We start from the raw sequence: 26,287 nt of genomic DNA, 5'->3' as shown, positions 1-26,287 counted from the left end.
GTTGACGCCATGACCGTAGCGGTCGTCCTGTTCACCGCAGACCTCCGGCTGCACGACCATCCGCCGCTGCGCGCGGCGCTCGCCCACTCCGACGAGGTCGTGCCGCTGTTCGTCCGCGACCGTGCCGTGGAGGCGGCGGGGTTCGCCGCCCCGAACCGGCTGGCGTTCCTCGCCGACTGCCTGCGCGATCTGGACGCCGGGCTCCGCGAACGCGGCGGCCGGCTGGTGGTGCGCTCGGGCGACGTGGTCGAGGAGGTGGGCCGGGTGGTCGCCGCGACGGGCGCGGCCGACGTCCATGTCGCGGCCGGGGCCAGTGCCTTCGCCCGCCGCCGCGAGGAACGGCTGCGCACCGCGCTGGAGTCCGGCGGACAGCGGCTGCACGTCCATGACGCGGTGGTCACCGCCGTCGCGCCCGGCGCCGTGACGCCCGCCGGCTCGGACCACTTCGCCGTGTTCACGCCGTACTTCCGCCGGTGGTCGGGGCAGCGGATCCGCGACCCCTTCGGCGCGCCCCGCACGGTGCGCGTCCCGGACGCCGCCGCGTCGGAGCCCCTGCCGGAGCGCGGCCGGGTCTCCGGGGTCTCCGAGGGGCTGGCCGAGGGCGGGGAACTGCGGGCCCGCGCGCTGCTGACCGCGTGGCGGCGCCGGGGGCTGGACGCGTACGAGGAGCGGCACGACGACATGGCCGGTGACGCGACGTCCCGGCTCTCGCCGCATCTGCACTTCGGCACCCTGTCCCCCGCGGAGACCGTGCACCGGGCCCGCGCGGCCGGCGGTCCCGGCGCCGAGGCGTTCGTGCGGCAGCTGTGCTGGCGGGAGTTCCACCACCAGGTGCTCGCCGCCCGGCCCGCCGCCTCGCAGGCGGACTACCGCACCCGGCACGACCGCTGGCGCTCCGGGAAGGACGCGGCCGAGGAGACCGAGGCGTGGCGGCAGGGACGGACCGGCTATCCGGTGGTCGACGCCGCCATGCGCCAGCTGCGTCACGAGGGCTGGATGCACAACCGGGGCCGGCTCCTGACCGCCGGTTTCCTGACCAAGACCCTGTACGTCGACTGGAGGGTAGGGGCGCGGCACTTCCTGGACCTCCTCGTCGACGGGGACGTCGCCAACAACCAGCTGAACTGGCAGTGGATGGCCGGCACCGGCACGGACAGCCGCCCCAACCGGGTCCTCAATCCGGTGACCCAGGCCAAGCGGTACGACCCCGACGGCGCCTATGTGCGCCGCTGGGTGCCGGAGCTGGCCGAGGTGCCGGGCGGCGCGGTGCACGAGCCGTGGAAGCTCCGGGACGCGCCGGAGGGCGTGCGCGCCTATCCCGCGCCGCTGGTCGCACTGGCCGACGGGCTGGCGCGCTTCAGGCGGGCGCGCGACCTGGACTGAGAGCGTGCGGAACACCGTCGTCCGGACCGGGCCGGGGCCCCGGGCGCGGGTTCGCCCCCACGCTCCGAAGGGTCGCGCCACCCCTGGAGCACGACCGGCGCGCCGTGCCCGGGGGCGCTCCGCGCGGCGGCGAGGATGCCGGTGTGCCCTCTCCCCCGGTGTCCGCCGAGCCCGCCGTCCTGCCGGATCCCGGCCGTCCGCGCGCCCGCGCCGCGCTGGTGCTGCTCTCCGCGGCCTCCGGCGCGGCCGACGCCTTCGTGTTCCTCTGCCTCGGCCAGGTCTTCGCCGGGGTGATGACGGGCAATCTGGTGCTGCTCGGGGCGTCGGCCGCCGGGGCGGGCGAGAGCGGGACGGCTCCGAGGGTGGTGGCCGCGCTCGTCTCGTACGGATGCGGGGTGGCGGGGGCGGCGTGGCTGGGCGGGCGGACCGCGGGGCGGTTCCCGGTGATGCTGCTGACGGAGGTGGCGCTGCTCTCGGCGGGCGCGGTGCTGTGGGCGTGCGGGCTCGTCGCGTCGGAGGCGGACCGGCTGGGACTGCTGGTGGCGATGGGGCTCGCGATGGGCATCCAGGCGCGGATCAGGGACACCCCGACGAACTACTTCACCGGCACCCTGACCTCGCTCGTCGGGCGTCTGGCCCGGGGGACGCGGAGGCGCGGCGACGGCTGGGTGCTGGGCCGGCTGGCCGCCGTCGTCGCGGGCGCGGGCGGGGCGGCGCTGGCGGTGCGGCTGTGGCCGGAGGGCGGGGCGGTGGCGGCGGCCGTGCTCGCGGCGGCCGCCGTGCTGGTGGAGGCGGCGGGCCGGTCCGGCGTGAAGGCCGCGGGTGACCGGTGAGCTCCGGACAGAGATGTGCCCCGGCCGGATCGGGGGAATCCAGCCGGGGCGGTCTCGGGGTGGGGGCGCTCGGCGCGCCGCCCACATATAGGTGAACGATAAACCACCAGGTTCCGTTCCCGTGCACCCGCACCCCGGAGTGTGATCCAGGGCACGGGCCGCCGTCGCCGAGCGTCAGCGTTCCTCACGGAACAGCACATGCCGCCCCGCCACGGGGTCGAACTTGCGCAGGACCAGCCGGTCGGGAGTGTTGCGGCGGCTCTTGCGCGTCACATAGCCGTGCCCCGTCCCCGCGGTCGAGCGGAGGGTGACGACGGGACGGACTTCACTGCGGGCCATGGGCGCCTCCGGACTCGTACTCCACGCCCCCGTCACCCCTGTCGGCAACGGGATTCGTTTTCGTTACGCCGGTGCAACGCGGCCACGCCCCGGCGCATTCCCGCCGGTCCCCGGCACGCCTCCCGGACGCCTCCGGCACCACGGCCCCGGGCGAGCATCGGCCGCACCCGCCCGGGACCCTCGCGCATATGCCGCTGTGGGATGCGTACGCCCCGCGCAAAAACGGCGCTCATCAGCGCTCAAACGTCCGCGCGCGCCGGTTGACTTGCATCAACGCCCGGAGCCAGCAAAGGTGTTCGACGGATCGGGCCTCCAGTCCGCCGCTGACATATGCCCCGTGCAAGAACGCACCGAGTGTTGCCAAAGCACTTACGGGCTCCCGCCGGCTGTGCGACAGTCGTATTCGGTCCACCCTCAGACCTGGTTGTACCGCGCCCGTATCGGAGTACGACATGCCGCCCCATCTGTCCGCGGACCGGCCCGCGTCCCAGCCGCCCGAGCACGACGCCGCCGGTGCCCCCGGCGCCGTCGGTGCCGTTGACGCGCTGATCCACCGGACGCTCAGGCTGCGCGGGGACGTGGACGCGGTGCGGCGCGACACCGTTCAGATCGACGAGGACGATCCGCAGCAGCGCTGGCAGCGCGCGCTCTGCGATCTGGCCGTCCATCAGCTCGACGACCTCGGCGCGCAGTTGGGACAGCTCAGGGAAGGTCTTCCCCCGCAGGCCGCGGAGCCCGCGGAGCGGTCGGCCGCCGCACCGGACCGGACCGGGCGGGAGACGCCCTCGGACGACGGCCCCCGCTCGCCGGTCGGGCGGGTGGGCAACGCCGAGTGGAACCTGCTGACGGACGAGGTCAGCTGGTCCGGGGAACTGCTCCGGATCTTCGGCCGCACCGCCGCCGCCGGACCGCTCTCACTCGACGAACTGCCCTCGGCCCTCCTCCCCGAGGACCAGCCGCTTCTCACCGCCCTGGTGACGGACTGCCTCGTCGACGGCAAGCCGATAGACGGCGAGTTCCGCATCCTCCTCCCGGACGGGCGGACGCGGACCCTGCACATGAGGGGCGAGCCCGTCCTCGACGCCGACGGCTGCACCGCCTCCATGTGGGCGGTCATGCGGGACGTCAGCGCGCTGCGCCGCGGCCAGCAGGCCGTCCGCCGCACCCATGACACCTTCCGCCGCCAGCAGGACATCGCCCAGGCCGAGCGCCGGGTGGCCAAGGACCTCCAGGAGGCCGTACTGCCCCCGTGGCGCGGTTCCCTGCGTCTGCCGGAGCAGGGTCCCGGAGCGCTCGACATCGCGGCGCACTATCTGCCGTCCGAGTCCGGCGCGCTCATCGGTGGCGGCTGGTACGACGCCATGGACCTGCCCGACGGCAGAACGCTGCTGACGGTCGGCGATCTGACCGGCCACGGCATCCGGGCCACCTCCGCCATGACGATGGTCCTGGGTGCCCTGCGCGGTATGGCCGTGGCCGGCATCGCCCCCGCCGCACTGATGGGGCACCTCAACCACTTACTGGAGACGTCCGTCCAGCCCGCCCTCGGCAGCGCGGTGTGCTGCCGTTTCGACCCCGCCACCCGCGTCCTGGAATGGGCGCAGGCGGGACACCCGGCACCGCTGCTCTTCCGCAACGGCACCGGGCGCCCCGTTCCCCCGCCGGACGGCATCCTGCTGGGCGCGGCCCCGGGGGCGGTCTACGAGCAGGACGAACTGCGCCTGCTGCCCGGTGATGTGCTGGTGCTGCACACCGACGGTCTGGCCCGGGACGGCGGCAGCGCGGAGCGCGGCCTGCGTCCGGGCATGGACACACTCCTCGGACTCGCCCCCCGCTTCGGCCGGGCCCGTTCGGCACAGGAGTGCGTACGAGCCGTCGTCGAGCAGTTCGGCGGAACCGAGCGGATGGACGACGCCAGCGTGCTCGTCGTCCGCATCGCGGCCTAGGAACGGGCCACCGGGGTACGCCCCCGGCCGTAGCGCCTCCTCAGATCTCCGCGCTCCTGGGCCGCTTGACGAGGTGGCTCTGGGGCAGGGAGCGCTTGATCTCCTGACGCAGGTCCTCGATCTTCGTGTATCCCGCGAACTGCCCCGTCAGCCGGTACATTTCGCGCAGCCGGTCCCAGGTGCGGTGCGAGGAGGTCTCCCCCATCGTCATCAGGGCGAGCCGGGCGTAGCGGTCGGCCTGCTCGGGGTCGTCGCCGATGAAGCAGGCCGAGGCCAGCGAGATGTAGTCGAAGATCTTGGACCGCTGGCGTCCGTTGACCCGCAGTTCCAGCGCCCGCTTGGCGTGGCGCTGGGCGGGGACGGCGGCCGAGGGGTCGTGCTCGGCCAGCGTGCGGAACGCCAGGGCCTGCATGCCGTGCAGATCCGCCTCGTCGAACATCTGCATCCAACTGGGCGGCGGCACATTGGTCTTGTCGGAGACGAACAGTTCCTCGGCCATGCCGAGCGTGCGGCGCATCGCCTGGCCGTGCCCCATCGACGCCTGCGCCCAGGCCTCGATGGTGTGCAGCATCGCCCGGGTGCGCGGCAGAACCATGTCGCCGGAACCGGACTTGGCGAGCTTCATCAGGTCGAGGGCGTCGTCGGGACGGCCCAGATGGACCATCTGGCGGGCCGCCCGGGAGAGTGCCTCACCCGCGCGGGGCCGGTCGCCGCCCTCGCGTGCCGCGTGCGCGGCGATGACGAAGTACTTCTGAGCCGTGGGTTCGAGGCCGATGTCGTGGGACATCCAGCCGGCCAGCACGGCGAGGTTGGCGGCGACGCCCCAGAGGCGCCGCTGCAGATGGTCGGGGTGGCGGTAGGCGAGCATGCCGCCCACCTCGTTGAGCTGGCCCACCACCGCCTTGCGCTGGAGGCCGCCGCCCCGGGAGGCGTCCCAGGCGCGGAACACCTCCACGGAACGCTCCAGCGCCTCGATCTCCTCCGAGCCGATGGGCGCGGCCTCGTACCGGTCGAAGCCGGCCGGGTCCGCGTGCGCGGGATCGTCGATGCGTGGGGCGTCCGCCGCCAGGACGGGGTCGGTGTGGAGCCAGTCGTGCATGGGGCCGGCGATGGTCGAGCCCGCGGCGAGCGCGGCGCCCGCGCTCACCAAGCCGCGTCGGTTGAGCATGAGGTCCATTCCCGTGAATTCGGTGAGGACCGCTGCCGTCCGCTCGGGCGCCCACGGGAGCTGGTCGGGATTCTGCTCCGTCCCGGCCTCCCGCCGTTTCCCCACACGCCCGCGTCGGCCGAACCCGAGGTCCTCGATGGTCACGACACGACCGAGCCGCTCGGTGAACAGGGCAGCCAGCACCTTGGGGACGGGATCGCGCGGGGACTCCCCCATGTCGATCCAGCGCCTCACGCGCGAGGTGTCGGTGGCCAGCTGCGGATGGCCCATGGCCGCCGCCTGCCGGTTCACCATTCTCGCGAGTTCGCCCTTGGACCAGCCGGCAAGGCCGAACAGGTCCGACAGACGGGTGTTGGGTTCTCCGGTCACGTCAAGCCCCCAGGTTCTCGGCTGTGTTGACAGTAACCCCGTGTCAGGTGCCGTGCGACTATTCGCCAGGCTTCGCCAGGGTGCGCTACGTGGTTACCCACCCGTGCGCCGGTGTCAGGTAGGAAAGCGCCACCCCGCCCGGCAGCCCTCGGTACTCCCCAGGGTGCCGAACGGCCGCCGGGACGGGGCGGCGCACGCTACTTGTCGGCGCACGAAGGGATCTGTCTCGCCCATGTACACAGCATCGTCCTCCGTGTCCGCCCCGCCCCGGCCGCTTCGACCCCTCGGGGCGGGCGGCGGACCGTATCTCGATCCCCGCGCCACCGTCCCGGCGCCGGGCATCGGCCGGCCCCGGCGCGCGGCAGGGCCCGGTGCCCCCTCGCTCGGCGGAAGGCTGGACCTGTCCGGGCCGCAGGGCGCGCAGTTGAGGATGGTGATCGCCTCGGTCCACCGGATCTGCCCGGAGTTCAATCCGGTGCAGGTGCTGCGGCGCAGCGGCCGTTCGGTCCTGCTCGTGGGCTCCACCGGCCGCGCGACCGCGGTCGCCAAGTGTTTACTGGACCACTCCCCCGCGTGGTCGGAGCGGTTCCGGCACGAGATAGCGGCATACCGGGCGTTCGTCCGGCACCGCCCGCCGGTCCGGGCGCCCCGGCTGATCGCCGCGGACCCGGAGAACTGCACCCTGGTCATCGAGCGGATGCCCGGCAGGGTGGCGGCGCTGACCCGTCATCCCTCGGAGGCCCCGCCGCGCGCCGATCTGCGGGCCGTGCTGGGCGCGGTCACCCGGGTCAACGCCTGGCGCCCGCCGCCCGGTCTCTTCGAGGCCCCGCTGGACTACGCGGCGCGCATCTCGCGCTATCACGAGCTGGGGCTCTTCACCGACCGGGACCTGGGCGACCTGCAGAAGCTGCTGCACGGCCTGGCCCACGCGGGGGGCCGCCAGGGCATGGGCCAGTTCTGCCACGGGGACGCGCTGCTCTCCAACATCCTGCTGTCGCCCACCGGTCCGGTGCTGGTGGACTGGGAGCACGCGGGCTGGTATCTGCCGGGCTACGACCTGGCGACGCTGTGGGCGGTCCTGGGGGACGCTCCGGTGGCGCGGCGCCAGATCAGCCAGCTGGCGCAGGCGCCCGGCACGGCGGCGCGGGACGCGTTCCTCATCAATCTGATGCTGGTGCTCACCCGGGAGATCCGGACGTACGAGACGGCCGTCCAGCGGGCCATGCGGGATTCCACCGCGCCCGTGCGGGCCGGCCAGGAGCGTCCCGGTGCGCTGTCGTCGGGCGAGGAGCAGCGTCTGCTGCTGCGCCGTCTCCATGACGACTGCGCCATGGCCCGGCGTGCCGTGCGGGCCGCGGTCGGCACGCGTTAGACCTGACCGACGGGGGAGGCGCGCCGCGGCTCCGGTGCCGACACACCGGGACCGCGGCGCGCTGCTGTGCGGTGCGTCAGCGGGCGCGGACGATGTCCACGTCGGACGCCTTGACGAAGGCGATCCGGTGTCCGATCTGGACCGTCACATACCTCTCCGCGCCCCGGAAGTAGCTGTGGTCCAGGGGGTAGGAGGCGTCGATCGTCGGCGCGTAGAAGAAGCCGGTGGGCGCCTCGCCGCCGCCGGGGTAGGACTGGCCCGCCTTGATCGTGTACGGGAGGGCGGTGCCCACGCGCTTGTCCGCGAAGTCGGCGGGGTACTCGGACTTCTCCGGGTACGCCACCCCGTAGACCGGCACCTCCGTCTTTCCGGCCTTCGGGCGGACGACCGTGCCGGCGGTGGGAAGGGTGGTGCGGGTGTGGGCCGGGGTGCGGAACCACGCCTTCTCGCCGTACCACCAGATCGCGGTCCAGCCGGGCGCGCGGCCGGCGACGACGGCCTGCTGGGTGGCGCTGATCTTGCTGCCCCAGTCGGCGGCGCAGTTGGTGCCGGGCGAACCGTCGGTGTGGAGGCCCGGGTCGGAGAAGAGCGGTGCGTCGTCGGAGGGTGCGGTGTGCAGCGGGACGGCGCTGGAGCCCTGGACGGGGAGGTCGACGCCCTTCTCGCAGTCGCGGAAGGCCTGCCGGTTCTCCGCGAACCGGGGGCTGACGGTGACAAGCGGGCTGCTCTTGGCCGCCGTCGGCACGGGCGGCTTGCCGAGCAGGGTCATGAAGCGGTTCCAGTCCCAGTACGTTCCCGGGTCCCAGTGCATGCCCTTGGTGCCGACGGCGCTGGTGGGCGGCACCCCGTCGTGGCCGATGATGTGCTGGCGGTCGAGCGGGATGTCGTACTTGGCGGCGAGGTAGCGCACGAGCGCGGCGGTCGAGCGGTACATCTCGGGGGTGTACCAGGTGGCGCCCTCGGTGGCGACGCCCTCCTGCTCGATGCCGATGGAGTGGCTGTTGACGTACCAGTTCCCGGCCTGCCAGGCGACGTCCTTGTTCTTCACCATCTGGGTGACGTGGCCGTCGGCGGAGCGGACGACGTAGTGCGCCGAGGTCTGCTTCAGGGGGTTCTGGAAGATCTTCAGGGTGGTGTCGAAGTCCTCCTCGGTGTCGTGGAGGACGATGAACCTGATCTTGTTGGTGCCGGGCCGGTCCGCGGTGTCGTAGTTGCCGTACGTCTCCTTGTCGGCCGGGTCGCCGGTCTGCTGGTAGGCGGCGGGCACCCAGTCGCAGGAGAGGCCCCGCGGGCACTCCGGGCGCACTCCGTCCGCACCGGCGTGCGCGGCGGGTGCGAGCAGCGCGAGGCTCAGGGCCCCGGCCGCGGTGAACGCGAGTGCGCGTCTGGTCCTCTGCTTGGACGTCATGACAACCCTTCTCGGAGCCGGGTGTTTCCCGTGCCGTGCAGTGCCGTGCGGTGTGCGTGTTCCGATCTCGTGATCAGTGGTGCGCGCACACTCTCCGGCCCGTGATGATGGCGCGTCAAGAGTGGTGGGGGACACGCGAGTCGAGCCACTGGACCAGACCACTGGCAGGTGCTCCGACCTGCGGACGGAAAGCCGGGGCCGGGAGTCTGGCGGTGCCGCGTTACCCGGGCTTTACGTGACGGCCGGTCGGCCGCCCCGGGGCCCGCCTTCACTCGGACGGGGGTACTTCTTGTGTGACTAATGGCTGTCAGACATGCCCCGAACGGACGCAGGGTAGTGCTCGCGCGGACACGACAGCTCCGCGTGGCAGGCACGCGGAGGCCCAGCGAAAGGCCCGACGCACATGGCACAGCCCTTCACCCTGCCGGACTTCTATGTCCCGTATCCGGCGCGGCTCAATCCCCATGTGGAGGAGGCGCGGCAGCACACGAAGACATGGGCGCGGGCCATAGGGATGCTGGAGGGCTCCGGCATCTGGGAGGAGAAGGACCTGGACTCCCACGACTACGCGCTGCTGTGTGCCTACACCCATCCCGACTGCTCGGCCGAGGCACTGTCGCTGGTCACGGACTGGTACGTGTGGGTCTTCTTCTTCGACGACCACTTCCTGGAGCTGTTCAAGCGCACCCCGGACCGCGAGGGCGGCAAGCGGTATCTGGACCGGCTGCCGGCCTTCATGCCGATGGAGCGCGGGGCGCCGACTCCGGAGCCGACCAATCCGGTCGAGGCCGGTCTGGCGGACCTGTGGGCGCGTACGGTGCCCAGCATGTCGGACGCGTGGCGGGCCCGGTTCGCGGTGGCGACGGAGAACCTGCTGAACGAGTCCCTGTGGGAGCTGGCCAACATCAACGAGGGGCGCATCGCGAACCCCGTCGAGTACATCGAGATGCGCCGCAAGGTGGGCGGTGCCCCGTGGTCGGCGGGGCTCGTCGAGTACGCCGCGGGGGCCGAGGTCCCCGAGGCCGTGGCCGGGGAGCGGGCGCTGCGCGTGCTGCGGGACGCGTTCTCCGACGGCGTCCACCTCCGCAACGACCTCTTCTCGTACCAGCGCGAGGTGGAGGAGGAGGGGGAGAACAGCAACGGGGTGCTGGTCCTCGAAACGTTCCTGGGCTGTTCCACGCAGGAGGCGGCCGAGGCGGTCAACGATCTGCTGACCTCGCGGCTCCAGCAGTTCGAGAACACGGCGCTGACCGAGCTGGGCCCGCTGTGCGCGGGCAAGGGCCTGGACCCGGCGCAGACCGCGGCGGTCCTCGCGTATGTGAAGGGGCTCCAGGACTGGCAGTCGGGCGGCCACGAGTGGCACATGCGCTCCAGCCGCTACATGAACGACGGGGGCGCCCCGCAGGCCGAGCCGGGCTTCGGGATGGCCGCCGCCTCCCTGCGCTTCACCCCGCGCTCGGAGTCGGCGCGGCTGCGCAGTCACGCCCATGTGCCGTATCAGCACGTGGGCCCCTCCCTGCTGCCCGATTTCGACCTGCCCTTCGACACGACGCTCAGCCCGCATCTGGAGGGGGCCCGGGAGCGGATGGTCGTCTGGGCGCGGCGGATGGGCATCCTGGAGGCGCAGCCGGGGGTGCCGGGCTCGCACATCTGGGACGAGGAGCGGCTGCGGGCGATCGATCTGCCGCTCTGCGCGGCGGGTATCCATCCGGACGCCACGCAGGACGGGCTCGACCTGTCCTCGGGGTGGCTGGCGTGGGGGACGTACGGGGACGACTGGTTCCCCGTCGTGCACGGGCGCACCCGCGATCTGGCCGGGGCCCGGCTGGCCAATGAACGGCTCTCGCTCTTCATGCCGCTGGACGACTCGCCGCTGCCGGAACCCCGCAACGCGCTGGAGCGCGGTCTCGGCGATCTCTGGCAGCGCACGGCGGGGCCGATGGACGACGCGGGGCGGCGCGCGTTCCGGACGTCCGTCGAGGAGATGACGGCGAGCTGGCTGTGGGAGCTGGCCAACCAGGCGCAGAACCGGATCCCCGATCCGGTGGACTACGTCGAGATGCGGCGCATGACCTTCGGTTCGGACCTGACGATGAGCCTGTGCCGGCTGGGGCACGGCCGGAAGGTGCCGCCGGAGGTGTACGGAAGCGGCCCGCTGCGTTCCCTGGAGAACGCGGCGGCGGACTACGCGGCGCTGCTCAACGACCTGTTCTCGTACCAGAAGGAGATCGAGTACGAGGGGGAGGTGCACAACGGGGTGCTCGTCGTGCAGAACTTCTTCGGGGTCGACTATCCGACGGGGATGCGGATCCTCTACGACCTGATGACGTCGCGGCTGCGGCAGTTCCTGCACGTCGCCGAGTACGAACTGCCCGTTCTGTACGACGACTTCGATCTGGACGCCGAGGCGCGGGAGACCCTGGCCGGATACGTCCAGGAGCTGAAGCACTGGCTCGCGGGCATCCTGATCTGGCACCGGGGCTGCCGGCGCTACCGGGAGGAGGACCTGCGGCGCGGCACGGCCGCCCCGTGGCACCTGGGCGCTCTGCCCCTGGGCCGGGGCACCTCGGCGGCGCGGGTGACCACGCTGTTCGCGGGTCTCTCGGGGGCGGGGGTGTAGCGGGAGGGAGCGCGGGCCCGGTGGACTCGCCGGGCCCCGTGCGCTCCCCCGCGCCGGCTCAGCCCTGCTGGAAGAGTTCGGCCGGGAGGGGCTTCAGCAGGGTGTAGAGGTCGTCCGTGATCGGACGGTCCCAGCTGGCGATGGTGACCAGGACGCCGTCGCTGCGGTCGAACTGGACGCACGAGATGCGGCTCTCGGAGAGCTTCACCCGGCGGACGATCAGGAGGTTGTCGCCCTGCATCACCGGCATGTCCTCGGTGCCGGTGACCTCGACGGGCTCGTCGTTCTCCAGGGCGAGGAGGAGCTGGGCCACCTCGAAGGGGACCTGGCCCTCCTCGGTCTCGCGGGCGGGCGAGCCCTCCGGGAGGTTGCCGATGATCATCGCGGGGCCGCGGCCGCCGAACAGGTCGTAGCGCAGGAAGACGCCCTGACAGCTGCCGTCGGGGGCGGGCAGCAGACCGGCGCCGAGATTTCCGGGCCAGTCACCCGGGTCCATGGCCAGGACGTCGAAGTCGGGGCCGGCGGGGGTGGCGGCGCTACGGCGGCGGAGGAAGGACATGAAGACATGTTACGTGTCCGGGCCCGCCCCGCCGAGCCGGGCCGGATCCGCTCATCCGGTGCGGGACTCGGCCGCCAGGCGCTCCAGGACCGCGAGGGCCTCCCCGGCCCGGTCGTGGGGGACGAAGAGGTGGTCGTGGTGGAACCCGGCGACGACGTTGCAGCTGATCCCGGCGTCGGTGAGGGCCAGCGCGACGGCGGCGGTCAGGCCGACCGCCTCCAGGGCCGAGTGCACACGCAGCGTGATCCATCCGGCGGCGTAGGTGTACGCCAGACCGGCCGCGCGGGCCTGCTCCTCGGGCAGCACCAGGGTCAGCCCCTCGGTCTCACGGACCGTGACGACCGGCTCGGTTCCGGGCGGAACCGTTCCGTCGGGCACGGTCGCGTAGACGTGGCGGCCGGGGTGCAGCTCCGGGCGCAGTCCGCTCAGCAGGGTCCGCAGATCGCTCTCACCTGTCACGCCCCTCACGCTACCGATCGTGAGCGCTGCGTGCGTCCCCCGGACGGCGGGCGGGTGGCCCCTCCGTCCGGGGGCGGTGCGGGTCAGGCGGGGGGCGGTTCCGCGCCGACGAGCCACATGGAGAAGAACTGGGCCCCGCCCCCGTAGGCGTGGCCCAGCGCGCGGCGGGCGCCGTCGACCTGGTGCTCCCCCGCGCGGCCGCGGACCTGGAGGGCGGCCTCGGCGAAGCGGATCATGCCGGAGGCGCCGATGGGGTTGGTGGAGAGCACCCCGCCGGAGGGGTTCACCGGCAGATCGCCGTCGAGTTCGGTGACCCCGGCCTCGGTGAGCTTCCAGCCCTCGCCCTCGGCGGCGAAGCCGAGGTTCTCCAGCCACATCGGCTCGTACCAGGAGAAGGGCACGTACATCTCGACGGCGTCGATCTCCCGGCGGGGGTCGCTGATCCCTGCCTGGCGGTAGACGTCGGCGGCGCAGTCCTTGCCGGCCTGCGGCGAGACGAAGTCCTTGCCGGCGAAGAGGGTCGGTTCGCTGCGCATGGCACCGCCGTGCACCCAGGCGGGCGGGTGCGGCGAGCGGTCCGCGCCGGCCCGGTCGGTGAGGATCATGGCGCAGGCGCCGTCGGAGGAGGGGCAGGTCTCGGAGTAGCGGATGGGGTCCCAGAGCATCGGTGCGGCCTGGACCTTCTCCAGGGTGATGCCGGGGTCGTGGATGTGGGCGTACGGATTCTTGAGGGCGTTGCGCCGGTCCTTGTAGGCGACGAGGGAGCCGACGGTGTCGGGGGCGCCGGTGCGGCGCATGTAGGCGCGGACGTGGGGGGCGAAGAAGCCGCCCGCGCCGGCCAGCAGCGGCTGCTGGAAGGGGATGGGGAGCGAGAGGCCCCACATCGCGTTGGACTCCGACTGCTTCTCGAAGGCGAGCGTGAGGACGGTGCGGTGGACGCGCGCGGCGACCAGATTGGCGGCGACGAGCGCGGTCGAGCCGCCGACGGATCCGGCGGTGTGGACCCGGAGCATGGGTTTGCCCACCGCGCCGAGCGCGTCGGCGAGGTACAGCTCCGGCATCATCACGCCCTCGAAGAAGTCGGGGGCCTTGCCGATGACCACGGCGTCGATGTCCGCCCAGGTCAGTCCGGCGTCCTCCAGGGCGGCGACGGCGGCCTCGCGGACGAGTCCGGCCAGCGAGACGTCGTGGCGGGCGGCGACGTGCTTGGTCTGGCCGATGCCGACGACGGCCACGGGCTCCTTAGGCATGAGCACTCTCCCCTTCGAGGACGGCGACCAGGTTCTGCTGGAGGCAGGGGCCGGAGGTGGCGTGGGCGAGCGCCCGGTCGGACTCGCCCCGGTGGATGCGGGCGGCGGCCTCGCCGAGGCGGATCAGTCCCGCGGCCATGAGCGGGTTGGCGGCCAGCGCGCCGCCGGACGGGTTGACGCGGACCTCGTCGCCGAGGCCGAGCACCCGGCGGAGCACGACCTCCTGAGAGCTGAAGGGGGCGTGCAGTTCGGCGGTGTCCACGGGGCGTTCGAAGACCCCGGCGCGTTCGGCGGCGAGCCGGGTGGAGGGTGAATCGGTCAGATCGCGGACGCCCAGGCCGTGGGCCTCGATGCGGTGGTCGATGCCGCGGATCCAGGCGGGGCGCGCGCAGAGGGCGCGTGCGGTGTCGCCGGCGGCGAGGATCACGGCGGCGGCGCCGTCGCCGACGGGCGGGCAGTGGCCGGTCCGCAGCGGTGCGACGAGAGGGTCGCCCACGGGGACGTCCCCGGCGAGCTGGGCGTGCGGATTGCCGGCGGCGTCCGCGCGGCTGCGGGCGGCGACGGCGGTGAGCGCGGCGTCGTCGGTGGCCCCGGCGTCGATCAGGGCCTGGGCCTGGAGGGCGGCGAGCGCCACGGAGTCGGGCCAGAGCGGGGCGGTGTAGTACGGGTCGAGCTGGCGGGTGAGGACGTCGCGGACCCGGCCGGGCGAGGACTTGCCGTAGGAGTAGACGAGGGCGGTGTCCGCCTCGCCCGTCTGGATCTTCACCCAGGCCTCGTAGAGCGCCCAGGCGCCGTCCGTCTCGACGTGGGACTCGGAGATCGGCGGGTGGGCGCCGACGCCGTCGAGCGCCATGGTGAAGGAGAACGCCCGGCCGGCCAGGTAGTCGCTGGAGCCGGAGCAGGTGAACCCGATGTCGCTGGTCCGCAGGCCGGTCGTGTCCAGGACCCGGTGCAGGACCGGCATGACCATCTCGACCTCGGAGAGTTCGTCGGTGCGCCGCAGATGGTCGGTCTGCGCGAAGGCGACGATCGCTACGTCTCGCATCTACAGCAGCTCCTTGTACGCGTCGTAGTCGGCGTCCGGCTCTCCGGTCGGGCGGTAGTGGTCGGGATGGCGGGCCCCGTCGGCCCAGACGGGTTCGACGCGCAGCCCCATCCGGACCTGGTCGTAGGGGATGCCGCCGATCCGGGCGTGCAGGGCGAGGTCGGCGCCGTCCAGCGCGATGTGGGCGTAGACGTAGGGGACCTCGATGTCGAGGTTCTTCGCCTTGATGTTGACGACGCAGAAGGTGGTGACCGTGCCGCGCGGTCCGACCTCGACCTGTTCGGCGGTGGCGACACCGCAGGTCGGGCAGGCGCCGCGGGGCGGGACGTAGACCTTGGCGCAGGACGGGCAGCGTTCGCCGACGACGCGGCGGCCGGCCAGGGCCTGGAGGTAGTCGCTCTGGGCGCGGCCCGGTGAGTAGGTGTAGTCGAGGCGGGCCGGGGTGACGATGCCGGTGACGGGGTCGGCGAACGTGCCGTCGTGCGGGGCGGCGGCGGGGCCGGCCGGGCCGTCGTACGGTTCGAAGCAGGCGATGTCCGTGATGGCGCCGGTGCGCTCCCCGGCCCAGCGGATCCGGACGCGCATGCCGGTGGCGACGGCGTCGGGCCCGGGGGCGTCCAGCACGTGCAGGAGCGCGGTGTCGGCGCCGTCGAGCCGGACGAGCACCCAGGCGAAGGGGGTGTCCAGGGGCTGGTCGCGGCCGGGGGACGGGTTCCAGGCCCAGGTGGTGACGGTGCCGGTGGGCGCGACCTCGACCAGATCGCGCAGTTCCCCGGCCGTGACGGGGTCGTACTCGACGGGCGGGACGAGGACCTTGCCGTCGTCGGTGCGGACGCCGAGCACGGTGCGTTCGCGCAGTCCGGTGAGGAAGGCGCTCTGGACCGGGCCGAGGGAGCGGGTGAAGGGGAATTCGACCACCAGCGGTGCGCTGAGGACGTCGGGCACGGGTGCCTCCTTGGTTGGGGGGTGCCTTCCGGCGGGTTGAGAGGGGCAACCGCTAGGCCCGGCGGTAGACCGGCGGACGTTTCTCGGCGAAGGCGCGGGCGCCCTCCTTGGCGTCGGCGGTCGAGAACACGGGCCAGCCGCGCTTGAGTTCGGCGGCGAGGCCGTCGGTCTCGGTCATCTCCGCGGTCTCGTAGACCGACGCCTTGACCTCCTCGACGGCGAGCGGGCCGCAGGCGTTGATCTGCTCGGCGACGGCGAGGGCCGCCTCCAGGGCGGTGCCGTCGGGGACGACGCGGCCGACGAGTCCGATGCGCGCGGCCTCCTCGGCCGTGTAGGGGCGGCCGGTGAGGAGCATTTCGAGGGCGTGGGTCCGGGCGATCTGGCGGGGCAGCCGGACGGTGGAACCGCCGATCGGGAAGAGGCCGCGGCGGACCTCGAAGAGGCCGAAGACGGCGCTCTCGCCGGCGATGCGGATGTCGGTGCCCTGGAGGATCTCGGTGCCGCCGGCGACGCAGTGGCCCTCGACGGCGGCGATGACCGGTTTGCGGGGCCGGTGGTGGCGGAGCATCGCCTTCCAGTGCAGATCGGGGTCGGCCGTCATCCGGTCCCGGTACCGCTCGCCCTCCATGCCGCCGCCCGCGAGGGCCTTGAGGTCCATTCCGGCGCAGAAGCAGCCGCCGGCGCCGGTGAGGACGACCGAGCGGACCTCCTCGTCCTCGTCCGCGGCCAGCCAGCCGTCGTACAGGCCGACCAGCATCGGCAGCGAGAGCGCGTTCTTGCTCTCGGGCCGGTTCAGGGTGAGCACCAGTGTGGCGCCTTCGCGCTGCACGGTGAGGTGTTCCGTACCGCCCATGGTCTGTCTCCCGTCGTCAAGGCTAGAACAGGTTGCAGGAGTACGGGAGGCAGTTCAATAGTTTTCTGACAGTCAGTCAGATTTCTTCGTCCGGTCCCCTTCCCAGTTGTGCCGGCGGGCGCTCTAATGACCGCCGGGCCACTCAGCAACCGGGGTCAGGAGGAACGGTGGAGTACAACCTTGCCGACCTGTTCGAATCGGTCGTCGACGCTGTCCCGGAACGCGAGGCGCTCGTCTACGTGGACCATCCCGGTACGGGCGCCGAGCGCAGGCTCACGTACGCGGAGCTGGACGCGGCGGCCAACCGCGTCGCCCACCACCTCCTGGACGCGGGCATCCGGCCCGGCGAACACCTCGGTCTGCACCTGTACAACGGCGTCGAGTACCTCCAGACGGTCCTGGCCTGCCTGAAGGCGCGGATCGTCCCGGTCAACGTCAACTACCGGTACGTGGAGGAGGAACTGGTCTACCTCTACCGCGACGCCGATCTGGTGGCCCTGGTCTTCGACGCCGAGTTCGACGCGCGCGTGGCGGCCGCCGCCCCGCAGGCCCCGGGGCTGCGCCACCTGGTCCGCGTCGGCGCCCCGGCGGCCGGCGGGTCCGGGCCCGCGGCCACGGCCTTCGCCGAGGTGGACGCGGCCGGCGACTCCGGGCGGGGCTTCGCCCCCCGCTCGGCGGACGACCAGTTCATCATCTACACCGGCGGGACCACGGGCATGCCCAAGGGCGTGATGTGGCGCCAGGAGGACCTGTTCTTCTCCGGCCTCGGCGGCGGGGCGCCCACCGGCGACCCGGTCAAGACCCCGCAGGAGCTGGCCGAACGGGTGGCCGCGGGCGGCGAGGGCATCACGTTCTTCCCCACTCCCCCGCTGATGCACGGCACCTCGACGCTCACCGCGTTCATCGGCTTCAACTTCGGCCAGCGGGTCGTGGTGCACCGCAAGTTCGTGCCGCACGAGGTACTGCGCACCATCGAGAAGGAGAAGGTCACCAGTGTCTCGCTGGTGGGCGACGCGATGCTGCGCCCGCTCATCGACGCGCTGAAGGGACCGCTGAAGGGCACCGACTGCTCGGCGCTCTTCTCCGTGTCGAGTTCGGGCGCGATCATGTCCGACTCGGTGCGGGCGGAGTTCCAGTCCCTGGTCCCCCATGTGATGCTGCTGAACAACTTCGGCTCCTCCGAGTCCGGCTTCAACGGCACCGCGACCGCCGACTCCGGCCCCCGCAACGGCTTCCGCCTCCAGGTCAACGCCCGCACGGCGGTCGTCGACCCGGCGACCTTCGAGCCCGCGGCCCCGGGCGAGCCGGGCCGGATCGCCCAGCGCGGCCATGTGCCGCTCGGCTACTACAACGACCCGGCCAAGACCGCCGAGACCTTCTTCCGCAAGGGCGAGGAGCGCTGGGTGCTGCTGGGCGACATGGCGACGGTCGACGCGGACGGCATCGTGACCGTGCTGGGCCGGGGCTCGCAGTGCATCAACACCGGGGGCGAGAAGGTGTATCCGGAGGAGGTCGAGCAGGCGCTCAAGTCCCACCCGGACGTGTACGACGCGCTGGTCGCCGGCGCCCCCGACGCCCGCTGGGGCAATCAGGTGGCCGCCGTGGTGCAGGTGCGGGAGGGGGCCCAGGCGCCCACGCTCGACGAGATGCAGGCGCACTGCCGGACCCGGCTGGCCGGTTACAAGATCCCGCGCCGGCTGGTGATCGCGCCCCGCATCCAGCGCTCCCCCAGCGGCAAGGCGGACTACCGCTGGGCCCGCTCCGTGATCACTCCGGCCGCGGACTGACGGGCGGCCGGCGCGGCGTCACCCGAGTGCGCGGCCCCGCCTCCCGTCGTGGACGCGCGGCCGCGCCGGTCGCGTAAGCCATTCGGGCACGCCCCGCGCACGAGCGGACACCCTGCGTGGCACCGGAGGGTGATCGCCCATAGCTTCGGCTCATGAGGAAACGACACATCAAGGCCCTCGTGGGCATCGCAGCCGCCTCGGCCGCCGGCCTCGGCGTCCTCGCGCCGACCGTCCCCGCCGCCGCCACGAGCGGCCATGTGGTGCGTCCGGGCGAGTCCATCCAGGCGGCGGTGGACGCCGCCCGGCCCGGCGAGACGATCGTCGTCGAGCCCGGCACGTACCGCGAGAGCGTCCTGATCACCACGCCCGGGATCACGCTGCGCGGCGCCGGGGACCGTACCGTCATCGAACCGGCCGAGGGCGCCGCGCGCACGGGCAACGCCTGCGCGGAGGCGGGCAACGGCATCTGCGTCCTCGGCACCGCGGGGCACACCGTCGACGGGGTCACGCTGCGGTCCCTGAGCGTCGCCGGGTTCGCGAAGAGCGGTGTCTGGGCGTCGTGGACGGACCGGCTGGAGGTCCGCGCGGTGACCTCCGCGGGCAACGGCGTCTGGGGCATCGCCCAGCAGCGCTCCACCCGCTCCGACGTACGGGACAACCACGCCTACGGCAACGGCGACGCGGGCATCTTCGTCGCCAACAGCGTCGACGAGGAGGCCGGCGCCACCGACACCGGCGGCACCCGGGTCCGGGGCAACACCCTCAGCGACAACCGCATCGGCTTCACCGCCCGGCGCGTGCGCAACCTCTCGGCGCGCGACAACACCCTCACGGCCAACTGCACGGGCGTCTTCGTCGTGGGCGACGAGGGCACCCCGCACGCCGGGGACATGTCCATCCGGTCCAACCTGATCACCGGCAACAACAAGTTCTGCGCCGCCACCGAGCGGCTGCCCGCGCTCCAGGGTTCGGGGATCGTCCTGACCGGCACGGAGACGACCGAGGTGCGGTCCAACGTGATCCGCGACAACGTGGGCGCCACCCCGCTCTCCGGGGGCATCGTGCTGTTCAAGAGCTTCGTCGGTGCGAAGAACAACGACAACACCGTCACCGGCAACGTGGTCCTGGGCAACGGCCCGGAGGACGTCGCCGACCGTGACACCGGCACGGGCAACCGTCTGACGGGCAATGTCTGCGGCACGTCCGCGCCCGCCGGACTGTGCTGACCGGAGCACCCCGCACACCGGATTCCCCCCGCACGAGGAGAAGCGAGACGGCATGACCACCGTGAGCACCACACCCACCACCCCCGTCCAGCCCCTGCACACCCCCCAGCCGGCCATGCGGCTGCGCGAGATCGTGTTCGGCGCGGCCCGTGCGGCGGCCGTGCGCGCGGCGGCCCGGCTGGGCGTGGCCGACGCGCTCGGCGAGACCCCGGCCACCGCGGAGGAACTCGCCGGGGCGGTGGGGACCGAGGCCGCGCCGCTGCGCCGGCTGCTGCGCGCCCTGTCCTGCTACGGCGTCTTCACCGAGAACGCCGACGGCACCTTCGCCCACACCGACATGTCCCGGCTGCTGCGCGAGGACGACCCGCAGAGTCTGCGGGCCATCTCCCTGTGGTGCACGGAGCCGTGGACCTGGGAGGTGTGGCCGCGGCTGGACGACGCGGTGCGCTCGGGCACCCAGGTCTTCGAGGACGTGTTCGGCAAGGAGTTCTTCGACTACCTCCACCAGGACGCCCCCGAGTCGGCGCAGATCTTCAACCGGGCGATGACCACGTCGAGCGTGCAGTCGGCGCTGGACGTGGCCGCGCTGCTGGACCTCACCGGGGTGTCCTCGGTCGCGGACATCGGCGGCGGCCAGGGGCACGTGCTGGCGAGCCTGCTGGAGAAGCACCCCTCGGTCAGCGGCACGCTGATGGACCTGCCGGGCGTCGCGGCCCGCGCCGACGAACGGCTGCGCGAGGGCGGGGCGCTCGCCGGCCGGGCGGCCATCGTCTCCGGCGACTGCCGCGAGGGCATCCCGGTCGCGGCCGACCTCTACATCATCAAGAACATCCTGGAGTGGGACGACGACAGCACCCGCCGGGCGCTGCGCGCCGTCGTCGCCGCGGCCCGTCCGGGCGCGCGGGTCGTCGTCATCGAGAACCTGGTGGACGACACCCCGTCGATGCGGTTCACCACGGCCATGGACCTGCTGCTGCTCCTGAACGTCGGCGGGGCCAAGCACACCCGGCAGAGCCTGGTCGACCGGCTGTCTGACGCCGGTCTGCTGATCGGCGAGATCCGGCCCGTCAATCCGTATCTGCACGCCTTCGAGTGCGTGGTGCCCGACTGACGGGAGGGCGACCGGCGCGTGGAAACGCCCCGGGTCCGGCCGTTCGGCCGGACCCGGGGCGTTTTCCGGTGGCGCGGTCAGCCGCGCTGCCAGTGGTAGAACTCCTGCGCCATCGCGTCCTTGGGACCCCGCCAGGTCTGCGGGTCGTAGGGGCTGACGAAGGCGGTCAGCCGGTCGCTGATGTCCTTGAACGCGGGGTGTTCGGTCACCTTGGCGATCTCCGGGCCGGGCGGGCGCTCGGACTCGATCAGATGCAGGTAGACGTCGCCGAACTGGAAGAGCTTGCGCCGGGTGACACCGACCAGGTGCGGCAGTTCGCTGTCGTCGGACGCGGCGAACAGCTCGGCGATGTCCGGGGCCGATCCGGGCGCCATCCGGGCGACGATCAGGGCGTGGTGCATCGGGGATGCCTTTCTCGTACGCCGTCCGGGACCCGGCCATGGGGCGGGGTCCCGGACGGGGGGTGGTGGGGCGTCAGTTGGCGGGGACCGCGGCGGAGCGGCGCCCCCGGTCGCGCTGTTCGATCCGGTCCCGGATGAGCTCCATCTGGACGCGCGAGTTGCGGTTGATGTTGTCGGTCATCCAGGCGTCGTCGACCGGGGCGTCCGGGCGCATCGCGAAGTCCTGCTTCCAGTGCATCCGGGTGCCGCCGGGGACCTCGGCGTACGTCCAGTGGATGTTCATGTGGTCGAACGGGCCGGTCTCGACGCGGCGGGCCCGGACCTCGCGTGCGGGGCGGTCCGTGGTGCGCTCGGAGACCCAGCTCCACACCTTGCCGTTGTCGTCGGGGTGCATGGTGAGGCGGAACACGGTGCGCTCGCCGTCCCGCTCCATGACCTCGACGGAGGCGTACTCGCTGAACAGCTGCGGCCAGTTCTCCAGGTCGTTCGTCATCTCCCAGACCAGGTCCAGGGGGGCGGCGATGACGATCTCGTTCTCGGTGTGTCCGGGCACGGTCAGGCTCCTGTCATGAGGCTGTTGTTGACGAGGTCGAGGAACTCGCGAGGCGTCCTGCACCGGTCGGCGTCGGCGGGCAGCGGCCGGCCGTGGCGGTTCTCCAGTACGCCGACGATGCCGAGGAGTCCCAGCGAGTCGAGGCCGAACTCGTCGAAGGCGGTCGCGGGCCGGCGCTCCATCTCCCGGGGGTCGACGGTCAGTCCGGCGCCCTTCTTCATGAGGGTGGCGAGTTCTTCGTACGTCAGTCGGTCGGTCATGGGACTTCTCCTTCGCTCACGAGGGGGTGTCGGTGGGGCTCACGCGGGGCGCCGCAGCACCATCGCCGCGTTCGAGCCCATGAGGCCGCGGCTGAGCACGAGGGCCGTGCGCAGTTCGGCGGGTCGGGCCCGGCCCATCACCAGATCGAGGTCGTGGCAGACCTCGAAGACGTGGGGGGTGGGCGGGACGAGGCCGTCCTCCAGGGCGAGGACGGCGGCGGCGGTGTCCAGCACGGGGGCGCCGCAGTAGGCCCGTCCGGTGCCGGTCTTCGGCGCCGTGACGGGGACGCGCCGGCCGTGCGCGCCGAGCGCGTCCGCCAGCGCCAGGGCCTCGGCCCGGTCGGCCTCGGGCACACCGAGGGCGTCCGCGAAGACCACGTCGATCTCCTCGGGCGCGCACCGCGCCTCGCGCAGCGCCCCCTCGACGGCGCGGGCGAGCCCCTCGCGGGACTCCTCCCAGCGCCTCGCGGTGGTGAACGTGGCGGCGTGGCCGGCGATCTCGGCGCGGATCCGGGCGCCGCGCCCGCGCGCGGCCGCCTCCGCCTCGACGACGAGCATCGCCCCGCCCTCGGCGGGCACGAAGCCGCAGGCGTCGGCGGTGAAGGGGCGGTAGGCGCGGGTCGGGTCCTGTTCGGTGCTCAGGTCGCGGTAGCCGAGCTGGCAGACGACCGAGTAGGGCGCGAGGGGGGCCTCGGCGGCGCCGACCACCACGGCGTCGGTGCCGCGGCGGACCGAGCGGGCGGCGTGCGCGAGGGCGTCGAGCCCGCCGGCCTCGTCGCTGGCCACCACGCCGCAGGGCCCCTTGAAGCCGCCGCGGATCGAGATCTGGCCGGTGCTGGCCGCGTAGAACCAGGCGATCGACTGGTAGGGGCCCACATAGGTGGAGCCCTGGCCCCACAGCCGCTGGAGTTCGCGCTGGCCGAACTCGCCGCCGCCGGAACCGGCCGCGGTCACCACGCCGACGCCGAACGGGGCGTCCTCGTAGTCGGCGCGGCCGAGCCGGGCGTCGTCGAGCGCCATGTCCGCGGCGGCCATCGCGAAATGGGTGAAGCGGTCGGTCTGGACGAGGTAGCGCTCCTCGATGAGCGCGACCGGGTCGAAGCCCCGGACCTCGCCCGCCACCTGGAGCGGCAGGTCCTCGCAGCCCTCGCGGGTGACCTTGTCGAGGACGCTCATGCCCTCCTGGGTCCGCTTCCAGAAGGCTTCGGTGGTGGTTCCGTTGGGGGCGACGACGCCGATGCCGGTGACGACGGCCTTCCGGTCGTTTCGGGTGCTCATGGAGTCCTCCCGCCGGTTCTGGTGAGGGCCACCGCGGACTGGAATCCGCCGAATCCGCTGCCGACCGACAGCACGTTGCGCAGTGTGAGCGGACGGGCGGTGCGGGGCACGTAGTCGAGGTCGCACTCGGGGTCCGGGGACTCGTAGTTCGCCGTCGGCGGCACCGTCTGGTGGACCAGGGCGAGGACGCAGGCGGCGATCTCTATCGCCCCGATCGCCCCGAGCGAGTGGCCGACCATCGATTTGATGGAGCTCATCGGGACCGTGCGGGCGTGCTCGCCCAGGGCCCTCTTGACGGCCGCGGTCTCGTGCCGGTCGTTCTGCTTGGTGCCGGAGCCGTGCGCGTTGACGTAGTCGATCTCGTGGGCGGCGATGCCGGCGTGGCCCAGGGCCCGGTCGATGGCCTCGGCCATCTCCAGCCCCTCCGGGGTGAGCCCGGTCATGTGGTAGGCGTTGCCGAAGGTGGCGTACCCCGCGATCTCGCAGTACACGGTGGCACCGCGGGCGCGGGCGTGCTCCAGTTCCTCCAGGACGAGGACGGCTCCGCCCTCGCCCATCACGAAGCCGTCGCGGCGCGCGTCGAAGGGGCGCGAGGCGTGCTCCGGGTCCTCGTTGTTGGGCGAGGTCGCCTTGATCGCGTCGAAGCAGGCGACGGTGATCGGGGTGATCGGGGAGTCGGAGGCCCCGGCGACGCAGACGTCGACGCGGCCCTCCTCGATGGAGTGGAAGGCGTACCCGATCGCGTCGAGGCCGGAGGTGCAGCCGGTGGAGACGGTCTGCACGGGGCCGTGCGCGCCGACCTGTTCGGCGACGGCCGAGGCCAGTGTGGACGGGGAGAAGGCCCGCTCCAGATGGGCACCGGCCCGGCGGTGGTCGACGTCCCAGCGGGCGCCGCTCTCGCTGACCGCGACGTAGTCGTGCTCCAGCCGGGTGGTTCCTCCCACGGCCGTGCCGAGGGAGACGCCGACGCGCCAGGGGTCGGTGCGCTCCATGTCGAGTCCGGCGTCGGCCAGGGCCTCGCGGGCGGCGACCATCGCGAACTGCACATAGCGGTCCGCGCGGACGATCTCGTCCTCGTCCAGTCCGTGCGTCGCCGGGTCGAAGTCGCATTCGGCGGCGATCCGGGACCGGAAGCCGGCCGGGTCGAAGAGGGTGATGCCCCGGGTCGCGGTGCGGCCGTTGGCCAGCAGGTCCCAGAAGGCCGGGGTGCCGATGCCGCCCGGGGCGACGACACCGACTCCCGTGACGGCCACGCGCCGGGTCACGAGGCGGCCTCGCTTCGTTCTGGCGGCGCTCCGCGCTCGGCGGTCTCGGTGACCTCGGTGTCGACGTGGCCGAGTTCCGGACGGGGGGCGAGGGGGCCGAGGTGGAAGACCATCCGGGCCTCGATGTCGCCGACGTTGCGGAAGCGGTGGCGCACGTGCGGGGGGATCAGCAGGCCCTGGTCGGGCCGCATCGCATGGGTCTCGCCGTCCAGGTCGACCTCCAGGAGGCCGTTGACCACGTAGACGAACTCCTCGGAGTACGGGTGGTAGTGCTCGCCGATGCGGTCCCCCGGCTGCACGATGGCCAGGCCCATGAAACCGCTGGTGGCGCCGACGGCCGTCGGGGTGAGGAGGGCGCGCAGATCACCTCCGCGCCTGCGGTTGGGCTGGGTCTCGCTGAGGTCCACGATGCGTGGCCGGTGCGTGGTCATGACTGCTTCCTCCTGGCGTTGTGCGCGGGTACGACGACGGGTCGAGCGAGAACCCCCCGGGCGGGCCGGGGCGCGTCTCAGGAATCGGCGGCGCGGCGGTCGGTGATGAGCCGCATCTCGGACCGGGCGAGGAAGCGCGCGGCGTCCTGGTCGGTGGCCGGGACGGCCGTGGCCTCGCCGTCGAGGAGGCGGGCGAGGCGGGCGCCCTTGCCGGGGCCGTCGACGCCGAGGGCCTGGGCGGGGTGCGCGTCCAGCGGGCCGCTGACCTCCAGGAGGCGGACGACGACGTCGTCGCGCTGGAAGATCGTGCTGCTCTCGATGGGGCTGCCGGGGTCGTCGGCGGCCTCCTCGTCGTGCCCGGCGAGGAGCCGGGCCAGCGCCATTCCGCAGCCTTCCTTGGCCTGGTAGTACAGCGCGTGACGGTCGATCAGGTCGGGGGCGTGCCGGCCGGTGGTGACGTGGTGGACGGTGGGCAGGGCCGCGCGGGTGAAGAACATCCGGGCCGAGTCGGGGTCGGAGAGGTCGCGCTCCTGCTCCAGGTACGGGTTGAGCGCCTCCTCCACGGCCCGGACCTCGGGCTGGCGGGAGACGTGGCGCAGGGCGGCGAGCAGGTCGCCCTCGACCTCGACGGCGCGGACCACGCGGTTGCCGTGCATGAAGAGGGAGGTGCGGCGCAGCCGGGTGTGGTCGTCGACGCGGGCCTGCGGGGAGTCGTAGTCGGCGAGGATCTTGGCGACGATCTCCTCGGTGCCCGGCCGGACGGTGAACGTCAGCGCGTGGCGCACCACGCCGTCGCCGACCCGGGGCGAGGGCTGGAGGCCCGTCCGCTCGGTGCCGGGCACGGTCTCGAAGCCCTTGCCGGTCTCGCGCAGCACGCTGAAGCGCAGCGAGCGGGTGTCGCGCACGCAGTTGTGCAGCGGCTGCACGGTGGCGACGTGCTCCTCGCTGTTGACCCAGGCGAGGAAGGGCGGGGCGCTCTCCCACTCGCTGGTGATCAGCCACTGCGAGGGGTTCTCGATGGACTGGCACAGCTGGTCGCTGAGGTGGCCGGGCACGGACGCCACCTGGTTGCGCAGATGCTCGTACGCCTCCAGGAACTGCTGCTGCGCGCCGTCGTACAGGTCCAGGAGCAGGACGACCCGCAGCCTGGATCCGTCGAAGGCGGACTGGGAGATCCGTTCCGAGAGGGTGGTGGTCATCGTGCGAACTCCTTCGAGACGGTGGGGGAACCGTCGAGTGGGGGGCCGGAGCGGGGAGTCTCCCGGCGGAGGTGCCCGGTGCGCCCGGGAGCGCGGGAGCCGTCTCCGTGACCGATCGTGAAACGCTGGTCCGGCTGACGCGAGATTTATGAACCGTTCAGGTGAGCGGGCGTCCGAAGGCCTCCGGCGAGGGCATCAACACTGCATCTGTACGGCGTCCGAGCAGG

At 72.8% G+C, this 26,287-nt stretch carries 24 protein-coding genes; 8 read left to right on the top strand and 16 right to left on the bottom strand.

Annotated features, from left to right (window positions below; genetic code table 11):
- The first annotated feature begins 9 nt into the window (after positions 1 to 9).
- Positions 10 to 1,383 (top strand): cryptochrome/photolyase family protein, encoded by a 1,374-nt coding sequence (locus ACZ4FH_RS19020; RefSeq protein ID WP_467305989.1) that lies wholly within the window; start codon positions 10 to 12, stop codon positions 1,381 to 1,383.
- 218 nt (positions 1,384 to 1,601) lie between these two features.
- On the top strand, positions 1,602 to 2,216 hold the full coding sequence (locus ACZ4FH_RS19015; RefSeq protein ID WP_467306218.1) for a DUF1275 family protein: 615 nt from the start codon (positions 1,602 to 1,604) through the stop codon (positions 2,214 to 2,216).
- 174 nt (positions 2,217 to 2,390) lie between these two features.
- Here ACZ4FH_RS19015 and rpmG read toward each other — a convergent pair whose 3' ends face one another.
- Positions 2,391 to 2,555 carry a 50S ribosomal protein L33 gene (gene rpmG / locus ACZ4FH_RS19010; RefSeq protein WP_450684835.1) on the bottom strand — a complete coding sequence of 55 codons (165 nt, stop codon included), beginning with the start codon at positions 2,553 to 2,555 and terminating at the stop codon, positions 2,391 to 2,393.
- A 452-nt stretch (positions 2,556 to 3,007) separates the two neighbouring features.
- On the opposite strand from rpmG, the gene ACZ4FH_RS19005 reads away from it, so the two are divergent.
- The gene (locus ACZ4FH_RS19005; RefSeq protein WP_467305988.1) at positions 3,008 to 4,501 is read left to right on the top strand and encodes a PP2C family protein-serine/threonine phosphatase; all 1,494 of its coding nucleotides are present in this window, start codon (positions 3,008 to 3,010) and stop codon (positions 4,499 to 4,501) included.
- A gap of 40 nt (positions 4,502 to 4,541) precedes the next feature.
- On the opposite strand, the gene ACZ4FH_RS19000 is transcribed toward ACZ4FH_RS19005, so the two are convergent.
- The gene (locus ACZ4FH_RS19000; RefSeq protein WP_467305986.1) at positions 4,542 to 6,038 is read right to left on the bottom strand and encodes a DNA-binding protein NsdB; all 1,497 of its coding nucleotides are present in this window, start codon (positions 6,036 to 6,038) and stop codon (positions 4,542 to 4,544) included.
- Positions 6,039 to 6,270: 232 nt separating this feature from the next.
- On the opposite strand from ACZ4FH_RS19000, the gene ACZ4FH_RS18995 reads away from it, so the two are divergent.
- Positions 6,271 to 7,410, top strand: coding sequence for an aminoglycoside phosphotransferase family protein (locus ACZ4FH_RS18995; protein ID WP_383633927.1), 1,140 nt, complete (start codon positions 6,271 to 6,273; stop codon positions 7,408 to 7,410).
- 76 nt (positions 7,411 to 7,486) lie between these two features.
- Here ACZ4FH_RS18995 and ACZ4FH_RS18990 read toward each other — a convergent pair whose 3' ends face one another.
- Positions 7,487 to 8,818, bottom strand: coding sequence for an N-acetylmuramoyl-L-alanine amidase (locus tag ACZ4FH_RS18990; RefSeq protein ID WP_467305984.1), 1,332 nt, complete (start codon positions 8,816 to 8,818; stop codon positions 7,487 to 7,489).
- 403 nt (positions 8,819 to 9,221) lie between these two features.
- Here ACZ4FH_RS18990 and ACZ4FH_RS18985 point away from each other — a divergent pair, with 403 nt between their 5' ends.
- The gene (locus ACZ4FH_RS18985) at positions 9,222 to 11,438 is read left to right on the top strand and encodes a terpene synthase family protein (RefSeq protein ID WP_467305983.1); all 2,217 of its coding nucleotides are present in this window, start codon (positions 9,222 to 9,224) and stop codon (positions 11,436 to 11,438) included.
- A 58-nt stretch (positions 11,439 to 11,496) separates the two neighbouring features.
- On the opposite strand, the gene ACZ4FH_RS18980 is transcribed toward ACZ4FH_RS18985, so the two are convergent.
- From ACZ4FH_RS18980 to ACZ4FH_RS18955, 6 genes are all read right to left on the bottom strand, one after another.
- A complete protein-coding gene (locus ACZ4FH_RS18980) occupies positions 11,497 to 11,997 on the bottom strand; it encodes a hypothetical protein (protein ID WP_018550733.1) in 501 nt (166 codons plus the stop codon).
- Positions 11,998 to 12,048: 51 nt separating this feature from the next.
- Positions 12,049 to 12,456, bottom strand: coding sequence for an ACT domain-containing protein (locus ACZ4FH_RS18975; RefSeq protein WP_467305982.1), 408 nt, complete (start codon positions 12,454 to 12,456; stop codon positions 12,049 to 12,051).
- Between the two features lie 83 nt (positions 12,457 to 12,539).
- The gene (locus ACZ4FH_RS18970) at positions 12,540 to 13,706 is read right to left on the bottom strand and encodes a thiolase domain-containing protein (protein ID WP_467305981.1); all 1,167 of its coding nucleotides are present in this window, start codon (positions 13,704 to 13,706) and stop codon (positions 12,540 to 12,542) included.
- Positions 13,699 to 14,751 (bottom strand): thiolase domain-containing protein, encoded by a 1,053-nt coding sequence (locus ACZ4FH_RS18965; RefSeq protein WP_467305979.1) that lies wholly within the window; start codon positions 14,749 to 14,751, stop codon positions 13,699 to 13,701. The genes ACZ4FH_RS18970 and ACZ4FH_RS18965 overlap by 8 nt, the downstream gene beginning before the upstream one ends.
- Positions 14,752 to 15,696: a Zn-ribbon domain-containing OB-fold protein gene (locus tag ACZ4FH_RS18960; protein WP_467305977.1), complete on the bottom strand. Its 945-nt coding sequence runs from the start codon at positions 15,694 to 15,696 to the stop codon at positions 14,752 to 14,754.
- Positions 15,697 to 15,748: 52 nt separating this feature from the next.
- Positions 15,749 to 16,549 carry a crotonase/enoyl-CoA hydratase family protein gene (locus ACZ4FH_RS18955; protein ID WP_467305976.1) on the bottom strand — a complete coding sequence of 267 codons (801 nt, stop codon included), beginning with the start codon at positions 16,547 to 16,549 and terminating at the stop codon, positions 15,749 to 15,751.
- A gap of 167 nt (positions 16,550 to 16,716) precedes the next feature.
- Between ACZ4FH_RS18955 and ACZ4FH_RS18950 the strand changes: the two genes are divergently transcribed.
- The 3 genes from ACZ4FH_RS18950 (at position 16,717) to ACZ4FH_RS18940 (ending at position 20,673) form a co-directional block, all read left to right on the top strand.
- Complete coding sequence (locus ACZ4FH_RS18950) at positions 16,717 to 18,336, top strand: acyl-CoA synthetase (RefSeq protein ID WP_467305974.1); 1,620 nt, start codon at positions 16,717 to 16,719, stop codon at positions 18,334 to 18,336.
- A 152-nt stretch (positions 18,337 to 18,488) separates the two neighbouring features.
- Positions 18,489 to 19,562 (top strand): right-handed parallel beta-helix repeat-containing protein, encoded by a 1,074-nt coding sequence (locus ACZ4FH_RS18945; RefSeq protein WP_467305971.1) that lies wholly within the window; start codon positions 18,489 to 18,491, stop codon positions 19,560 to 19,562.
- A gap of 52 nt (positions 19,563 to 19,614) precedes the next feature.
- Positions 19,615 to 20,673, top strand: a complete 1,059-nt coding sequence (locus tag ACZ4FH_RS18940; protein ID WP_467305969.1) for a methyltransferase — start codon at positions 19,615 to 19,617, stop codon at positions 20,671 to 20,673.
- 77 nt (positions 20,674 to 20,750) lie between these two features.
- Here ACZ4FH_RS18940 and ACZ4FH_RS18935 read toward each other — a convergent pair whose 3' ends face one another.
- The 7 genes from ACZ4FH_RS18935 to ACZ4FH_RS18905 all read right to left on the bottom strand — a co-directional run bounded on the left by ACZ4FH_RS18935 (position 20,751) and on the right by ACZ4FH_RS18905 (position 26,060).
- On the bottom strand, positions 20,751 to 21,074 hold the full coding sequence (locus ACZ4FH_RS18935) for a TcmI family type II polyketide cyclase (protein ID WP_383633949.1): 324 nt from the start codon (positions 21,072 to 21,074) through the stop codon (positions 20,751 to 20,753).
- A gap of 73 nt (positions 21,075 to 21,147) precedes the next feature.
- Positions 21,148 to 21,627 (bottom strand): SRPBCC family protein, encoded by a 480-nt coding sequence (locus tag ACZ4FH_RS18930; RefSeq protein ID WP_383633951.1) that lies wholly within the window; start codon positions 21,625 to 21,627, stop codon positions 21,148 to 21,150.
- 2 nt (positions 21,628 to 21,629) lie between these two features.
- Positions 21,630 to 21,887, bottom strand: a complete 258-nt coding sequence (locus ACZ4FH_RS18925; RefSeq protein ID WP_467305966.1) for an acyl carrier protein — start codon at positions 21,885 to 21,887, stop codon at positions 21,630 to 21,632.
- Between the two features lie 39 nt (positions 21,888 to 21,926).
- The gene (locus tag ACZ4FH_RS18920) at positions 21,927 to 23,165 is read right to left on the bottom strand and encodes a beta-ketoacyl synthase N-terminal-like domain-containing protein (protein WP_467305965.1); all 1,239 of its coding nucleotides are present in this window, start codon (positions 23,163 to 23,165) and stop codon (positions 21,927 to 21,929) included.
- Positions 23,162 to 24,430, bottom strand: coding sequence for a beta-ketoacyl-[acyl-carrier-protein] synthase family protein (locus ACZ4FH_RS18915; RefSeq protein ID WP_467305964.1), 1,269 nt, complete (start codon positions 24,428 to 24,430; stop codon positions 23,162 to 23,164). Before ACZ4FH_RS18915 ends, ACZ4FH_RS18920 begins: the two co-directional genes overlap by 4 nt.
- Complete coding sequence (locus tag ACZ4FH_RS18910) at positions 24,427 to 24,861, bottom strand: cupin domain-containing protein (protein WP_383633959.1); 435 nt, start codon at positions 24,859 to 24,861, stop codon at positions 24,427 to 24,429. The genes ACZ4FH_RS18915 and ACZ4FH_RS18910 overlap by 4 nt, the downstream gene beginning before the upstream one ends.
- A gap of 77 nt (positions 24,862 to 24,938) precedes the next feature.
- A complete protein-coding gene (locus ACZ4FH_RS18905) occupies positions 24,939 to 26,060 on the bottom strand; it encodes a SchA/CurD-like domain-containing protein (RefSeq protein ID WP_467305963.1) in 1,122 nt (373 codons plus the stop codon).
- Between the last annotated feature and the right edge of the window lie 227 nt (positions 26,061 to 26,287).

Source organism: Streptomyces sp. NPDC024555, from assembly GCF_055559335.1.
Note: the sequence above shows the minus strand (reverse complement) of the source record. Positions and strands in the feature narration are given on the sequence as shown.